General features: G+C 67.7%; 12 protein-coding genes, 1 tRNA gene and 1 pseudogene. 9 read left to right on the forward strand and 5 right to left on the reverse strand.

Annotation, left to right across the window (positions count from 1 at the left end; all coding sequences use genetic code 11):
- Positions 1-213 precede the first annotated feature (213 nt).
- Positions 214-286 (reverse strand) — tRNA-Phe (locus CFB49_RS18675).
- A gap of 338 nt (positions 287-624) precedes the next feature.
- Between CFB49_RS18675 and rtcR the strand changes: the two genes are divergently transcribed.
- Positions 625-2,241, forward strand: a complete 1,617-nt coding sequence (rtcR, locus tag CFB49_RS18680) for an RNA repair transcriptional activator RtcR (protein ID WP_089492010.1) — start codon at positions 625-627, stop codon at positions 2,239-2,241.
- Between the two features lie 36 nt (positions 2,242-2,277).
- On the opposite strand, the gene CFB49_RS18685 is transcribed toward rtcR, so the two are convergent.
- Entirely contained in the window at positions 2,278-3,030 is a 753-nt protein-coding gene (locus tag CFB49_RS18685; RefSeq protein WP_089492011.1) for a class I SAM-dependent methyltransferase, read from the reverse strand.
- Between the two features lie 13 nt (positions 3,031-3,043).
- Positions 3,044-3,670, reverse strand: coding sequence for a LysE family translocator (locus CFB49_RS18690; RefSeq protein WP_069617267.1), 627 nt, complete (start codon positions 3,668-3,670; stop codon positions 3,044-3,046).
- Positions 3,671-3,836: 166 nt separating this feature from the next.
- On the opposite strand from CFB49_RS18690, the gene CFB49_RS18695 reads away from it, so the two are divergent.
- From CFB49_RS18695 to CFB49_RS18705, 3 genes are all read left to right on the forward strand, one after another.
- The gene (locus tag CFB49_RS18695) at positions 3,837-4,637 is read left to right on the forward strand and encodes an AraC family transcriptional regulator (RefSeq protein WP_069617268.1); all 801 of its coding nucleotides are present in this window, start codon (positions 3,837-3,839) and stop codon (positions 4,635-4,637) included.
- A gap of 120 nt (positions 4,638-4,757) precedes the next feature.
- Positions 4,758-5,177: an ATP--cob(I)alamin adenosyltransferase gene (locus tag CFB49_RS18700; protein ID WP_069617269.1), complete on the forward strand. Its 420-nt coding sequence runs from the start codon at positions 4,758-4,760 to the stop codon at positions 5,175-5,177.
- 111 nt (positions 5,178-5,288) lie between these two features.
- Positions 5,289-6,293 (forward strand): LysR family transcriptional regulator, encoded by a 1,005-nt coding sequence (locus CFB49_RS18705; protein WP_089492012.1) that lies wholly within the window; start codon positions 5,289-5,291, stop codon positions 6,291-6,293.
- Positions 6,294-6,518: 225 nt separating this feature from the next.
- On the opposite strand, the gene CFB49_RS18710 is transcribed toward CFB49_RS18705, so the two are convergent.
- Positions 6,519-7,439, reverse strand: coding sequence for a LysR substrate-binding domain-containing protein (locus CFB49_RS18710; protein WP_089436072.1), 921 nt, complete (start codon positions 7,437-7,439; stop codon positions 6,519-6,521).
- Between the two features lie 108 nt (positions 7,440-7,547).
- Between CFB49_RS18710 and CFB49_RS18715 the strand changes: the two genes are divergently transcribed.
- On the forward strand, positions 7,548-8,630 hold the full coding sequence (locus tag CFB49_RS18715; RefSeq protein WP_089436073.1) for a tartrate dehydrogenase: 1,083 nt from the start codon (positions 7,548-7,550) through the stop codon (positions 8,628-8,630).
- A 169-nt stretch (positions 8,631-8,799) separates the two neighbouring features.
- Positions 8,800-10,110, forward strand: a pseudogene (locus CFB49_RS18720) (MFS transporter).
- Positions 10,111-10,188: 78 nt separating this feature from the next.
- On the opposite strand, the gene CFB49_RS18725 reads toward CFB49_RS18720, so the two are convergent.
- Positions 10,189-10,704 (reverse strand): shikimate kinase, encoded by a 516-nt coding sequence (locus CFB49_RS18725; protein ID WP_089492013.1) that lies wholly within the window; start codon positions 10,702-10,704, stop codon positions 10,189-10,191.
- A 244-nt stretch (positions 10,705-10,948) separates the two neighbouring features.
- Between CFB49_RS18725 and CFB49_RS18730 the strand changes: the two genes are divergently transcribed.
- Genes CFB49_RS18730 through CFB49_RS18740 form a run of 3 tightly spaced genes read left to right on the forward strand, consistent with a single transcriptional unit; the run spans position 10,949 to position 15,845 of the window.
- Positions 10,949-13,087: a filamentous hemagglutinin N-terminal domain-containing protein gene (locus CFB49_RS18730; protein ID WP_249190398.1), complete on the forward strand. Its 2,139-nt coding sequence runs from the start codon at positions 10,949-10,951 to the stop codon at positions 13,085-13,087.
- Positions 13,087-14,913, forward strand: a complete 1,827-nt coding sequence (locus tag CFB49_RS18735) for a ShlB/FhaC/HecB family hemolysin secretion/activation protein (RefSeq protein ID WP_089492014.1) — start codon at positions 13,087-13,089, stop codon at positions 14,911-14,913. The genes CFB49_RS18730 and CFB49_RS18735 overlap by 1 nt, the downstream gene beginning before the upstream one ends.
- An 11-nt stretch (positions 14,914-14,924) precedes the next feature.
- Positions 14,925-15,845: a peptidylprolyl isomerase gene (locus CFB49_RS18740; protein ID WP_089492782.1), complete on the forward strand. Its 921-nt coding sequence runs from the start codon at positions 14,925-14,927 to the stop codon at positions 15,843-15,845.
- Positions 15,846-15,875: the final 30 nt, after the last annotated feature.

Consider the following 15,875-nt stretch of genomic DNA (forward strand, 5'->3'; position numbering starts at 1 on the left):
CGGATCGCGGTGCGACGCAACCGGGCGGGCGGCGCGCCGGCCCGGCGTCGAAGTGCACGACGACGCATCCTGCGTCGCGTCGTCGTGCGCCTTCGCGCGGGCCGTGCGGCCGTCCGGCCGATCGCGCGGAACCGCAACCGGTCCGACGCGCGGCGGGCCTGTCGGCCCGCACCGGCGGGTACTGCTTTTCATACGAGACCGTCCTTGCGGACAGCGTTCGAGCGGGATTCGAACCCGCCACCGGCCGGCTTTCGCCGGCTGCTCCACCTGACTGAGCTTCCGAACAATGGGGCGCCCCGGGATTCGAACCCGGGCGAGGCATCCTGGCGCGCGCCCCTTTGCCTTCGTCTGTCCATGGCGGCATGCGCTGCCGCGACGAACGAGGTTCGGCGGCGGCGCACCAGCAGGGCTTGTTGAACCCTGGCTCGTGGGCCAGCGGGACATCCGGCGTCTTCTATTTAGCGAGGAGCGTGCCAGTGCGGGCAGGGGCTTTCATGAAATTTCCCAGGCGATTGAAAACAAAGGGAAATCTTTATTTCTCACCGCCTGGTGGCGGCGCTTGTTGCTCCATCTCGCCATGCACATCTGATACAATCGGATCGCCTCTTATCCCATGAGATAAATATGCGTAAAACCGTCGCGATCGGTTTTCTCGGCATCGTGCTGGACCAGGGCGACCGCACGTCGCGTCGCTACCCGAAATGGCGGCCGACGATTTCGCTGTGCGAGCAGCCCGAACTGCCGATCGACCGGCTCGAATTGCTGTATCCGCAGGAATACGTGCGTCTCGCGCAGCACGTGCGGGACGATCTCGCGCGCGTGTCGCCGCACACCGACGTGCGGCTCACGCCGGTCACGATCCGCGATCCGTGGGATTTCGAGGAGGTCTATGCGACGCTGCACGATTTCGCACGCGCGTATCCGTTCGACCTCGAGCACGAGGATTACCTGATCCACATCACGACCGGCACGCACGTCGCGCAGATCTGCTGGTTCCTGCTGGCGGAAGCGCGCTACCTGCCCGCGCGCCTCGTGCAGACGGGGCCGCCGCAGCGGACCGACGAGGGGCCGAGCGGGCCGGGCACGATCTCGGTGATCGATCTCGACCTGTCCCGCTACAACCGGATCGCGCAGCGCTTCACGCGCGAGCGCGACGAAACGGTGTCGTTCCTGAAGGCCGGCATCGCGACACGCAACGCGCGCTTCAATGCGCTGATCGAGCAACTGGAGCGCGTGGCCGTGCGCTCGCGCGCGCCGATGCTGCTGGTCGGGCCGACGGGGGCCGGCAAGTCGTTTCTCGCGAAGCGCGTGTACGAACTGAAGCGCGGCCGGCATCGGCTCGCGGGGCCGTTCATCGAGGTCAACTGCGCGACGCTGCGCGGCGACGCGGCGATGTCGACGCTGTTCGGTCACGTGAAGGGCGCGTTCACGGGCGCGCAGTCGGCGCGCGCCGGGCTGCTGCGCGCGGCGGACGGCGGGCTGCTGTTTCTCGACGAAATCGGCGAACTCGGGCTCGACGAACAGGCGATGCTGCTGAAGGCGATCGAGGAAAAGCGCTTCCTGCCGGTGGGCGCGGACGTCGAGGCGACCAGCGATTTCGAGCTGATCGCGGGCACGCACCGCGACCTGCGGCAGATGGTGGCGGCCGGGACGTTCCGCGAGGATCTCTATGCGCGGATCAACTTGTGGACCTACGAACTGCCGGGGCTCGCGGAGCGCCGCGAGGACATCGAGCCGAACCTCGAATTCGAGCTCGACCGTTTCGATCGCGAGCAGGGTGAGCAGGTGCGGTTCAACGTTGAGGCGAAGCGGCGCTATCTCGCGTTCGCGACATCACCGCGCGCGACGTGGGCCGGCAACTTCCGCGAACTGTCGGCGTCGGTCACGCGGATGGCGACGCTGGCCGATGCGGGGCGGATTACCGAGGCGCTCGCCGAGCAGGAGGTCGAACGGCTGACGCGCACGTGGTCGTCGCCGGGTGGCGCTGAGGCGCCCGATGCATGCGTCGACGCGGTGTTCGGCGCGCGTGCGACGGAACTCGATCTGTTCGACCGTGCGCAGCTCGAACGCGTGCTCGACGTGTGCCGCACGTCGGCGAGCCTGTCGGAAGCCGGGCGCACGCTGTTCGCGGTGTCGCGGCAGAGCAAGAAGCAGCCGAACGATGCGGACCGATTGCGCAAGTATCTCGCGCGGTTCGGGCTCGATTGGGACGGGGTGCGGCGCGCGCTCGACGGCGTGTGACGACGAGCGGGGCGCGTGATGGCTGCGCTGCGCCCGTTACGCGCGGCAGATCGCGATGATCTCCGCGCTGGTCGCTTCGTCGAACGTGGCATGCTCCCAATCGCCGCACCAGTCGGCCGACGCGAAACCGGCCGCCGTCACGCGGGCCTGCAATTCGGATTGAGCGATGAAACGCAGCCGGCTCGTATTCGTCAGCACCGTATCGTCGCGGCGAAAGCGGTAGTGCGTGTCGAACGTCACGATCGCACCGTCGATCGCACGCACCGCGTGATGGAGATCGACGATGCCGCATGCGTGCGACTCGACGCTGCGTGCCGACTGCGCGGGCGTCCATGCTCGCCACGGTTCGGTACGCGGGTTGCGGGTGTCGAACAGGAAACGGCCGCCGTCGGCCAGCACGCGTCGCACGCCGCGCAGCGTCGCGTCGATGTCGTCGTCGCTCAGCAGGCACTGGAACGCGTGCCCGGTCATCACGACCGTATCGAACGGCGCGCCGGGTGGCAGGCCGTCGAGCGCGCACGCGAGCCAGCGTACCGCGTCGGCGCCCGGCTGGCGTCGCGCGTAATCGATCATCGCCGGCGCGGGATCGATCGCGACGACGTCATGCCCGGCCGCCGCGAGCCGTCGCGCGAACGTGCCGGTGCCGCAGCCGAGATCGAGGATGCGTTGCCGGGCGGCGCCGATCGCGGCGGCGTAGAACGCGAAGTCCCGATCGCCCGCGTTGAACAGGTCGTACACCGCGACGAGGCGCGGGTCGGTGTAGAGCAGGTCCGCGGCGACGTGCGTCATGTGGCGACGCGCATCAGCGCTGCTGCACGGCCACGCGCAGCCCGAGCGCGATGAAGATCGAGCCGATGATCTTGCCCTGCCAGCGCGTGAGCCACGTGAGCCGCTTCACGATGCGGCCGAGCGGCCGGATCGAGCATGCGATCAGCGTCGTGTAGAGCGAGCTGAGCACGACGAAGATCAGCCCGAGCACCGCGAACTGCGCGAACGTCGAGCCGCGCTCCGGGTGCACGAACTGCGGCATGAACGCGAGAAAGAACAGCGCGGTTTTCGGATTCAGCACCTCGGCGGGAATCGCCTGCAGGTACGCCTTGAGCGGCGTGACGGGCGACACCTGCGGCAACGACGGGTCGGCAGATTTCTCCAGCAGCGCGCGTACGCCGAGATAGATCAGGTACGCGGCGCCAATCAGTTTCACGACGTTGAACGCGAGCGCCGACGTCATCAGCAGCGCGGACAGGCCGACGGCCGCGAACAGCGTATGCACGAAGTCGCCGCTGGCGACGCCGAGGCCGGTCAGGATGCCGGTCTTGCGGCCGCCCTGCACGGTGCGGCTCAGCACGAGCAGCACGGCGGGGCCGGGGATCAGGAACAGGCCCAGAACGACGGCCGTGAAGGTGGTCAGCGTGGTCAGGTCGAACATGGCGGCTCCGGCAGGTTGGCGCAGCGGCGGGGATCTGCGGATTGTATTCGGTTCGGCGCGTGGCCGCAGACGGCCGTTTTCAAACGGCGCGGCCGCGCCGGCGCCTTTCTGGTATAAGCACGAAAGGACGCGCCGGCGTCCGGCTTTCTTCTCAACCCGTCGTTCCATGCGCGACCTTCCACCGATCACCGATCCCGCCGCGGACGCCGACGTCTATCACGTGCCGCGTCCGCTCGTCGTGTTCGGCGGCTCGGTCGTCGAGCCCGAATGGCGGCTCGAGCGGCACAGCCATCGCCAGGCGCAACTGCTTTACACGCTGACCGGCGTCGTCTATTGCGAGATCGACGGCGGCGTGTGGACTGCGCCGCCGCAATGCACGGTCTGGATTCCGGGCGACGTCCCGCATGCGGCGCGTGGTTCGGCCGGCGCGACCTTCTACGCGGTGCTGGTCGAACCCGACGCGGCGCTCGAGCTGCCCACGCGCTGCTGCACGCTGGCCATGTCGCCGCTGTTGCGCGAACTGCTGCTGAAGGCGGCCAGCTTCCCGAACCTGTACGACGTCGACGGGCCGCAGGGGCGGCTGGTGGCGACGCTGCTCGACGAACTCGTCGCGGCGCCGGTCGAGGATCTGTACCTGCCGATGCCGGCCGACCGCCGGTTGCGCAAGCTGATCGACCATTTGCTCGACGATCCGGCCGACAAGTCGCCGCTGCCCGAACTCGCGCGGCGCGCGGGCATCAGCGAGCGCAGCCTCACGCGGCTCGCGACGAAGGAACTCGGGATGAGCCTCGGCGACTGGCGCCGTCGGCTGCACGTCGCGCTGTCGCTGCGGATGCTGACAACCGGCCGCCGCGTGCACCAGATCGCGATCGATCTCGGCTACGAGAGCGCGAGCAGTTTCGTCACGATGTTCCGCAAGGCGACCGGCAAGTCGCCCACGCAATTCCTGACCGACCGGCAACGCTGACCGTTCACGCGGCGCGCTCGCGCACGTTTGGCCGGATTGAAAAAGCAGTTGGCCGGGATGAGAAATGACGCATCGGGTCTCGATCCATAAGATGAGAATCGTTCTCATCTTGAGGCCGACATGCAAATCGTCACGACTGAATTCCCGTTTGTCTGGCTGCGTTACAGCGGCTCGACCCACACCGATCCCGCTCACCTGATTGCCGAACTCGACGCGTTGCTCGCGCGCCGCGAGCGCTTCGTTTTGCTGACCGACGATGCGCCGTCCGGCGACGATCGCGCGGACAACGATCACGAGATGCGCAAACAGCTCGCGAAGTGGAGCAAGGCCAACCGCGCACTGTCGCGCGAACGGATCCCCGGGATGATCGCGATCGAGCCCAATGCGGCGCGGCGCGTGGCGCTCAATGCGTTTTCGGGCGCCTTCGAGAAGGTTTGGGGCTATCCGCTGAGCGCGGCGGCGAGCCGCGATGACGCACTGGCGCTCGCGCAACGGCTGCTCGCCGAACCGGCGCCCGGCGTCGCGGCGGCGAACGCCTGACCGGCGGCCGCGCGGGTCGCGCGGCTTGCGTCGCATCGACATCGATATTGACACGCACGCACGGTGCGCGAACGCGCGCCGCGGCATATCGCAACCACGCAGAGGTGTTGGGTGGACAATCCGATCCGCGCGATGCGCATCTTCACGCGCATCGTCGAAATGAACAGCTTCACGCGCGCGGCGCAGGCGCTCGGCATTTCGCGCGCCACGGCGACGCGCACCGTGCAGGAACTCGAGGCGACGCTCGGCATGCCGCTGCTGGTGCGCACGACGCGCGCGTTGCGGGCGACGCCCGAAGGCGACGCGTATTACCGGCGCTGCGTCAGCATCACGGCGGACGTCGACGAGCTCGAAGCGAGCATCCGCGGCGCCGCGCTGCATCCGAGCGGACCGTTGCGCGTCGAATTGCCGGCGTCGGTGGCAGGTGCGATCGTGTTGCCGGCGCTCGGCGCATTTCATGCACGGCATCCCGATCTCGAGCTGATGCTCGCCATGGCCGGGCGCGCGGGCGATCGCATCGGCGACGCGATTGACTGCAGCGTCCGGCTCGGTGCGCTGCCCGATTCGTCGCTCGTTGCCCGCCGGCTCGGCTCGCTCGAGCGCGTGACGTGCGCGAGCCCCGCGTATCTCGACCGCTTCAGCGTGCCGCGCACGCTCGACGATCTGGATGCGCATCGCGCGGTAGCCGGGTCGCACGTGTCCGGCCAGCGTCCGGGCGAGCTCGAGTTCGTGGTGGACGACGCGGTGCGCAAGGTGCAGCTCGACGGTATCGTCAGTGTGGACGACGAGCAGGCGTATCTCGCATGCGGCGTGCACGGTCTCGGGCTGATCCAGCCGACGCGCGTCGCCGCGCAGCCCCTGATCGACGCGGGGCGGTTGCGGGAAGTGCTGCCGCGCTGGCAACCCGATGCGCTCGCGGTGTCGGCCGTCTATGTGAAGCGCCCGCATGTGTCGCCCGGCGTGCGGGCGTTCGTCGAGTGGATCGCTGAGCGGTTCGTACAAGCTGGGCACGAGCAGGAAGGGCTGGCGGCGGCGGGGGCAGTGGGGTGGCGGCCGGCGCTGCCGGGTGCGGTTGCTACCGGCGATCGCTACAGCGGGCTGGTAGCGGTGGCCTGATGGCGGTATGTGGCGGTAAGTCGTCAAGCGGTTGCGAGGCGGAACGCGCTGGCCATCTGATCCGTATCGGAGGATGTAAATATTTTGGCGATTTAGCACGAAATTCGCCGGAATATTTACATCGTATGCCGCAGGGCCAGCAGTGCAGCAGCATACGGAGAGGCACAGGCGTGCGCATGCCCGCAGCACCGACAGCCAACCCGCATGAGGTGCGGAATACCCGCCTTACACCACCCTAAACCGCCCGAATTCCTCCGCCAGAAAATCGACGAACGCGCGAATCCGCGTGGACATCTGGTGACGCTGCGCATACACCGCGTAGATGTCGGCGCTCGGCGTTTCGTGCTCGGGCAGCACGACGACCAGCCTGCCGTCGGCGAGATAGTCGCGCAGATCCCATTCCGCGCGCATCAGGATCCCGTGCCCGTCGAGCGCCCACTTCACCGCGATCTCGCCGTCGTTCGTCGTCAGGTTGCCGTTGATTCGCACGGCTTCCGTGTGGCGGGCCGCGCCGCGTCCGCTCGTCAGGCGCCACACGCCGTAGCCCTCGTCGCCTTGCCGGATGCCGATGCAGTTGTGCCGCGTCAGGTCGTGCGGCGTGCCGGGCGTCCCGTGGCGCGCGAGATACGCGGGCGCCGCGCACAGCAGCCGGCGGTTCGGCGCGAGCCGCCGCGCGACGACGCGCGTGTCGGGCGGTTCGCCGAAGCGGATGCACACGTCGAACGCGTCGTCGGTGAGCGGCGGCGGCATCACCGACAACTGCAGCTGCACCGACACCTCCGGATAGCGTGCGATGAAGCGCGAGATCGCCGGACCGACGTGGCTGCGCCCGAAACCGAGCGTCGCGTTCACGCGCAGCAGGCCTTTCGGCCGCTGCTTCGCGCTGCCGAGCAGCTCGCCGAGTTCGTCCATCTGGTCGAGGATCCGCCGCGCGTAGTCGAGATACACGTCGCCTTCCGGCGTCAGCATCATCCGCCGCGTCGTGCGATTGACGAGCGTCACGCCCGCGCGCCGCTCCATCTGCGTGAGCCGCTTGCTGACGGCCGCCGCGGTCAGCCCGAGTTCGCGCGCGGCCGCGCTCAGGCTGCCCGACGCGGCCAGCGTCGAAAAGAAGCCGAGATCGGCCGGCTGGACGGTATCCGCCATGACGGGATTCATGAATTGAAGTTAAAGATGCTTTGAGTATAGCCCCGGTTTCCGTACTTCCGGTTCGGTAAAGTGCGTTCACGCTCATGATCAACCGAGGATGTCCCCATGAAGACCTACCGTATCGCAACGATTCCCGGCGACGGCATCGGCAAGGAAGTGGTGCCTGCCGGCAAGCAGCTGCTGGAAGCGCTGGCCCGCGGCAGCGACCGCTTTGCGTTCGACTTCGAGGATTTCGACTGGGGCGCCGATTACTACCGCCGGCACGGCGCGATGATGCCGGCCGACGGCCTCGACGCGCTGCGCGGCAAGGACGCGATCCTGTTCGGCTCCGCGGGCGACCCGGACGTGCCCGACCACGTGACGCTGTGGGGGCTGCGCCTGAAGATCTGCCAGGGCTTCGACCAGTACGCGAACGTGCGCCCGACGCGCATCCTGCCCGGCATCGACGCGCCGCTGAAGCGCTGCGGGCCGGACGACCTGAACTGGGTGATCGTCCGTGAGAACTCCGAAGGCGAATACGCGGGCGTCGGCGGCCGCGTGCACCAGGGCCATCCGATCGAGGCCGCGACCGACGTGTCGATTCTCACGCGCGCCGGCGTCGAACGGATCATGCGCTTCGCGTTCCGGCTCGCGCAGTCGCGGCCGCGCAAGCTGCTGACCGTGATCACGAAGAGCAACGCGCAGCGGCACGCGATGGTGATGTGGGACGAGATCGCGAAACAGGTCGCGCAGGAGTTTCCCGACGTGACGTGGGACAAGGAGCTCGTCGACGCGGCGACCGCGCGCATGGTCAACCGCCCGGCGTCGCTTGACACGATCGTCGCGACCAACCTGCACGCGGACATCCTCAGCGATCTCGCCGCCGCGCTCGCGGGCAGCCTCGGCATCGCGCCGACCGGCAACATCGATCCCGAGCGCCGCTATCCGTCGATGTTCGAGCCGATCCACGGCTCCGCGTTCGACATCATGGGCAAGGGGCTCGCGAATCCGGTCGGCACGTTCTGGTCGGTCGTGATGCTGCTCGAACATCTCGGCGAGACGGACGCCGCCGCGCGCGTGATGCAGGCGATCGAGGCCGTGACGACCGACCCGTCGCTGCATACGCGCGACCTCGGCGGCAGCGCGACGACCGTGCAAGTGACGGCGGCCGTCTGCGAGCGCGTCGCGAACGCGGCGGTCGCGGCCTGACGGCAGCGACGCGGTGACGGCCGCGCGTGCGCGCAGCCGAGCGCCGCCCGCTCGCTTCACTCACGCATTTTCAGCCCGCGACTCGCGCATGCGACGCGAGCCGGGCGCCGGCCGGCGCGCGAGGTCCATCGACCGACGGCGCACGGCCCGACCTCGAAGGAGGAGACACATGCAGGCGGATCTGGAAACCCGCGTCGCGCGGAAACTGATGTGGCGCATCATTCCGTTCGTGATGCTGCTTTACTTCGTCAGCTTTCTCGATCGCGTCAACGTCGGCTTCGCGGCGATGACGATGAACAAGGCGATCGGCCTGTCGCCGACCGCGTTCGGCTTCGGCGGCGGCCTGTTCTTCATCGGCTACTTTCTATTCGAAGTGCCAAGCAACCTGGTTCTCCATCGCGTCGGCGCGCGCATCTGGATCGCGCGCGTGATGATCACGTGGGGGATCGTGTCGGCGGTGTCGGCGTTCGCGGCCGGGCCGACGAGCTTCTACGTGCTGCGCTTCCTGCTCGGCATGGCCGAAGCCGGTTTCTTCCCCGGCATCATCCTGTACCTGAGCCTGTGGTTTCCCGCGAAGCAGCGCGCGGTGGCCGCCGCGTGGTTCATGGCGGCCGCACCGATCTCGACCGCGATCGGTTCGCCGCTGTCGGGCGCGATCATGCAGATGCCGCCGATGTTCGGGCTTGCCGACTGGCAGATGCTGTACATCGTCGAAGCGCTGCCGGCGGTTGTGCTCGGCTTCGTCGTGCTGAAGCGCCTGACCGATGCGCCGTCGCAGGCCGCGTGGCTGCGCGCCGACGAGCGCGACTGACTGATCGCGAAGCTGAAAGCGGAAGCGGATGCGCGCCACACGCATGCCGGGCATACGGCCGGCGCGTGGCAGGCGCTGCGCGACCCGCGCGTGCTGGCGCTCGCGCTGATCTACTTCGGCACGTCGGCGGGGCTCTATACGCTGGGCCTGTGGGCGCCGCTGATGGTCAAGCAGTTCGGTTTCACCGCGTTGCAGACGGGCTTGCTGACCGGCATTCCGAGCATCGCCGCCGTGGTCGCGATGATCGTGTGGGCGCGGCACTCGGATCGCACCGGCGAGCGCACGTGGCATGTTGTGATTCCGTGCGTGCTGGCCTGCATCGGCTTCGTGTTCGCGGGACAGGCGAGCACTGCGTTGCTGACCGTGCTCGCGCTGGTGGTCGTCAACATCGGGATCAGTGCCGCGAAGGCGCCGCTGTGGGCGATGCCGAGCGCGTTCCTGTCGGGAGCCGGCGCGGCGGCGGGGATCGCGATGATCAACTCGATCGGCAATCTCGGTGGGTTCGTCGGGCCGTTCGCGATCGGCTGGCTCAAGCATGTGACGGGCGGGTATGCGGCGGGGCTGTATGTGGTCGCGGGGACGCTCGCGGTGTCGGCGGCGGTGACGCTGATGTTGAGCCGGAAGGGGGCACGGGAGCAAGTCGTGTCGGGTGTACGGCAACATCATTGAGAGCGGCGCGCGTTCGCTTGCATGCGTCCGGACGTGCATGTGGTGCGCCGGCGACGGCGCACCACCGAAGCAGTCGCGTCAATGGGCGGGAAAGGCCACGCGGCGAGCGATCTCCGTCGCGCACACGTTGGCCGATGCGCTCGACGTATCGATCACGCAATCGCTGAACGCGCGCGACGCATATCCTTCCCGATACATCTGCGCGATCCGTTGCCGCTCCCAGTCCGTCAACACACGCGCCCCCCGATTCGATCGCGCAACCGCTTCGGGCGGCGCCAGCGTGACGACGAACAATCGCGCATCGCGCGCTTCGCACGCCGCGCGCAGCCGCTCGAATTCCGCTTCGCCGATTGGATAGGCGATCACGAGGTGGCGTTCGCGCGCCAGCGCGATCCGCGTGACCAGACGCTCCAGTGCGATGGCCCATTGCACGTCGAACGGCGCATCTTCAGGCGCGTCGTGATCGTCGCCGTCGACGAAGCGCGCGTCGGGCAGCAGGCGTGCGAGCGCGCGACCGATCGTCGTCTTGCCGCTGTTGATCGGACCGTTCAGATGGATGACGGTAAGCGGCGTGTTCGTCGATGTAAAGGACATGAGGAGCGGGATTGATGGGACGCCTTCATTGTGCCTCGGCTTGAAATCTATTTGTAATGTCGACTCCGAAGCGATTAGAAAAATTATTCGATAAAGCGCCCTAAAGAAAGGCGTGGCCCCGCCGTTACTCTTTCTCGGTATCTCAAAAAAGTATGACGAAAGCAGTACAACCACACGACCAGAAAACCGAGGGCGCACGGCCGGCGAAGCCGTGCGCGGGATCAGAATGGGATGCACCGATTCAATGGGGCGCGCAGGCAGCGGGGGCTGGCGCGCGCTGTGCCTTTGCCTTGCCGTAACGGGACTGCTGCCGCATTGCGCCGCGGCCGCGGGGATCGCCGCGGACGGCGGCACGCCCACGAGCGTGTCGGTCGGGCCGAATGGCCGGCAGCTCGTCAATCTTGCGCCGGCGGTCGCCGGCGTATCGAGCAACACGTATTCGTCGTTCAACGTGACGGCGGCCGGTGCGACGCTGAACAACGTCGGCATCAATGCGCGCACGATCGTCAACCAGGTGACGAGCACGAACCGCAGCCTGATCGAAGGCGAGATCGCCGTGGCGGGGCCGCGCGCGAACGTCGTGCTTGCGAACCCGAACGGCATCACCGTCAACGGCGGATCGTTCGTCAATACGGGGCACGTCGCGCTGTCGACCGGCAACGTGAGCTTCAACGACCTGCAGATCGCCCCCGGCGTGATCCAGCGCAACATCGTGCTCGATACGTCGACCGGCACGATCGTCGTCGGTCCGGGCGGCCTGGCCGGCGCGCTGATCGGGCTGGATCTGATCGCGAAGAACATCGTCGTGGACGGTGCGATCGACAACACGTTTTCGTCGGCGACGGCCGGCGTGCGCCTGCTGGCCGGACGCAGCCGTGTCGAGCTGAACACGGGGCTGTCGCCGAACGACAACGCCAACGACTGGCTCTCGCGTACCGCGACGACCCAGCCGGACACCGCATCATCCTACGCGATCGACATCACGGCCGCGGGCAGCGTGACGAGCGGGCGCGTGCAGTTGATCGTCACGGACCGTGGCCCCGGCGTGCGCAGCGCCGGCGCGATGAATGCGTCGCTCGGGGATTTCACGCTGACGTCGAACGGCAACGTCGAGATGTCCAACGCGAAGATCGACGTCGCGCGAGACCTCGACGTCACCGTGCAGGGCGGCATGACGCTGACCGACACCGACCTGAAGTCGCGCGGCGGTCACGCGAATGTGTCGGCAGCCGATGCGATTGCGTTGACGGGCAGCAGCCTGATGGCGTCGGGCAGCGTCAAGCTGAGCGGCGCGGGCATCGCGCTGAATCCCGACGACGCGATGAAGGGCGCCACCGTGGCATCGTCGCAAAGCGGCGTGGTGCTCAAGAGCGCGGCGGACATCGTGAACGTCGGCTCGCTGGTGCAAGGGCAGACCGCGATCGACGCGGATCCGGATTCCGCGGGCGCGGTCACGCTGAACGCGGCGGGCCGCATCCTGAACCAGTCGCTGCCGCAGACGCGGATCGGCATCCTGTTCGGCGTTCAGGGCGACGTGTCGCTGACCGCGGGCGCCGAGGTCGTCAACCGGAATGCACGGATCCTGTCGAACCGGAACGTTTCGATCGACGCGGGCGGAGATCTGCAGAACATCGTCGACCACAGCACCGGCGTGCAGAACGGTGCGGTGGTCGGCTTCTCCGAGCAGGGCGGCCGCTTCCTGTTCTTCAAGCATCGTAGCGACGGCTTCACCGTCGACTATGGCGCGCTGGCCGACGCATCGAAACTCGCGTACATCACGGCCGATGCGGGCAACGTGACCATACGCGCCGCGAACGTGACGAATATCGGCGGATCGATCCTGTCGAATGGCGGCGCGATCGACATCGCCGCGCGCGAAAACATCCTCACGCAAGCTGTTTTCACCGGGCAGGCAGCGTATCGGCGCTCGTGTTTCGTGTTCTGCCGCGCGAGCGCATCGTCGAACGTGCAGGCGTTCGGCGGCGTGATCGAGGCCAACGCCGACATCCAGCTGAAAGCCGGTACGCAGATCACGAACACGGGCGGAACCGTGCTCGCGCTCGGCGCATTGACGCTCGACGCGCCGAAAACGCTTGCGCAGGGGGTGCCGGGCTATACGGTGATCAACCGCGACCACGACCTGAAAGCGTGGTTCGGCAATCGTTGGGCGGCGATCTATGCGGCCGACACCGGCGGTGTGTTTACCGGCGGAACCGGCAAGGTACGCCTGACCGGCGAGGCCGACATCGAAGGCGGCGCGTACAGCGCGCCCGAAGGTGTGCTCGCCGCGGGCGGCGTCGTGACGATCCGGCCGCCGCATCGCGATCTCGTGACGATCGGCAACCGCAACCACATGGGCCTTGTGTCGTGGTTCGGCCTGTGATGTCGCACAAGAATCACCGCATTGCCGCCGCGCTCGCGCTGACAATCGGCGCGATGTTGCCGTGCGCGCATGCACAGCTCGCGGGCGCGCCGCCGGCCGGCGCGCTTCCGGGCCTCGGCGCGCTCCCGGCCGGGCTTGCGGTGCCGCGTGCGGAACAGGATCCCGCGCAACGTCTGCTGCAGGAGCAGCGCGACCGGCAGCGTCGCGACGAGATCGCGCAGCCGCCGGCGCAGATCGCGGTGCCCGAGCAGCCGGCGATGCCCGACCTGCCGCCGGGCGCCGACGTCGACACGCTGCCGGACGTCGCGCCGACGTTCCCGATCGAGCGGATCGAATTCACCGGCGACGCGATCCTCGGGCAGCACGAACTGGACCGTATCGCGGCGCCGTTCATCGGCAAGCAACTCGGGCGCAACCGGATCAACCTGCTGCTGCGCCGGCTGACCGAAGCGTTCATTGCGCGCGGCTACATCACGACGCGTGCGTACCTCGGGCCGCAGAATCTCGCGTCCGGCACGCTGAAGATCAATCTCGTTCCCGGCCGCGTGGCCGCGTTGACGCTGAACGGCAAACCGCTGAGGCCGCGCGATCCCGACGAGAAGTGGTACGAAGTGCGCGGCGGCGGGTGGCTGACCGAAGCCGGCACCGCATGGGCGTTCGCGAGCACGCCGGGCGATGTGCTACGTCTGCCCGATCTGGAGCAGGGCGTCGACCAGATCAACCGGTTGCGGCGCAATCAGGCCGAAATCCGGATTCTCCCCGGCGAAGCGCCGGGCGATTCGATCGTCGCGATCTCGAACCGCTACGGCGACCGTCTTCATTACGATTTCGGCATCGACAACTACGGCAGCGCGCAGACCGGCAAGACGCGCTATCGCGCCGGTGTCGAAGCCGACAACGTGATCGGACTGCAGGAATCGCTGTCGTTCAGCTACGTCGGGACGACCGACACGAATGCGGTCGTGTTGTCGGCGGCGGTGCCGTATGGCTATCAAACGTTCAGCTACACGGCGTCGATGTCCGAGTACCAGCAGGCGATTGGCGACGTCGCGCTGATTGCAGGGCGCACGTTCAGCCAGATGCTCGGCTGGAACGACGTGCTGATGCGTTCGCCGCGCGGGCGCATGAGCGTCGACGTGACGCTCAACAAGCTGCGCACCGAGCGCGACCTCAACGGCATTCCGTTGTCGCCGCAGAACCTGACGGTGTTGCGTGTCGCGCTGAACGGGCTGTCCCGCTTCGTCATGCGCGATCAGGGTGCGGCCGCGACCTGGGATGTCGGCGTGTCGCAGGGTTTGCCTTGGCTGGCGGCCAGCCACGATGCGTCGGACATCGGCATCGACGATGCGCACAGCCAGTTCACGAAGCTCGATGCCACCGGCACGCTGCAGTTCACGCTCGGCAATTTTGCCGGTTCCGTCTGGGCGTATCGCGGCACGCTTCGCGCGCAGTACAGCCGCGTCGCGCTGTTCGGCAACGAGCAGATCTTTCTGGGCGGCATGGGCTCGGTGCGCGGGTTTACCGAAGGCGGGATCGCCGGTGACAGCGGCGCGTTCGTGCGCAACGAGCTGGCCTGGCAGAACGTGCCGGCGTGGCACGACGCGCGCCTCGAACCGTATGTGTTTCTGGACGGCGGCAAGACGCACCTGAACGCGCAAGGCGGCTGGCCCTCGCTCGTCGGCACGGGTGTCGGCGCGCGCGCGCAATGGCGTTTGAAAGGCGGAACCTTGTCGACCGAAGTGCTGGTCGGGCAGGCGCTCGCGCAACCGGCCGCACTCGGCAAGAAGGCCAGCGTGTTGCTGGCAACACTCAACTGGACGGACTGATGGAGAACTTCATGAATCGCCTGTCGAACGGTCGCGAGATCGCGATGCAACCCAACCTGTCGGCGCGTATTCGCAAGATCGGCGTCGCGCTCGTCGCGGCGATGCTTTGCGGCGCTATCGTCCCGCACGCGTACGCGGTCCCCAAGGCGGCGAAGAAACCGGCCGATGCAACCGCCGCGATGCCCGCCGATGCGATCGCGAGCGTGAACGGCGTGCCGATCCTGCAAGCGCAGGTCGACGAAGCCGTGCGCGCGTCGAAGGCGCCCGATACGCCGGCGCTGCGCGCGGCGCTGAAGAACCAGCTGATCGCACGCGAGCTGTTTCGACAGGCGGCGCTCAAGCAGCACTACGACACGAAGCCGCAGGTCGTTGCCGCCGTCGAGCAGGCGAAGGCGCTCGCGATGACGCAGGCGTACCTGCGCGATCAGGTCAAGCCGGCGCCCGTCACGGACGCGGACGTCAAGGCGCGCTACGACGCGGTTGTCGCGACGCTCGGCGAGAACGAATACAAGCCGAGCGTGATCGCGGTCAACGACGCGGACACCGCCAAGCAGATCCTCTCGCGGCTCAAGAAAGGCGAGGACTTCGGCGCGCTCGCGCGGCAGTTCAGCAAGGGGCCGGCCGCGGCGCAAGGTGGCGCGCTGAACTGGATCTCGTTCAAGACGCCGATCGAAGCAGGCCACACGCAGAACTGGCCGCAGCCGCTCGCCGAAGCGCTCGTGAAACTGCCGCAGGGCGGGCTGACGCGCGAACCCGTGCAGGTCGGCGATGCGTACTGGATCGTGCGCGCCGACGACAGGCGCCCGACGCAGGTGCCGCCGTTCGACCAGGCGAAAGACACGCTGCGGCAACAACTCGAGCAGGTCGCGATGGAGAAGGCGACCGCGCAGGTCGTTGCGGATCTGATCCGCAACGCGCGGATCCAGCAGTAGGCGGCAAGCAGTAGGTAGCAAGCATCAGCG

Origin of the sequence: Burkholderia sp. AU17457 (assembly GCF_002223255.1) — a bacterium.
GTDB lineage: Bacteria > Pseudomonadota > Gammaproteobacteria > Burkholderiales > Burkholderiaceae > Burkholderia > Burkholderia sola.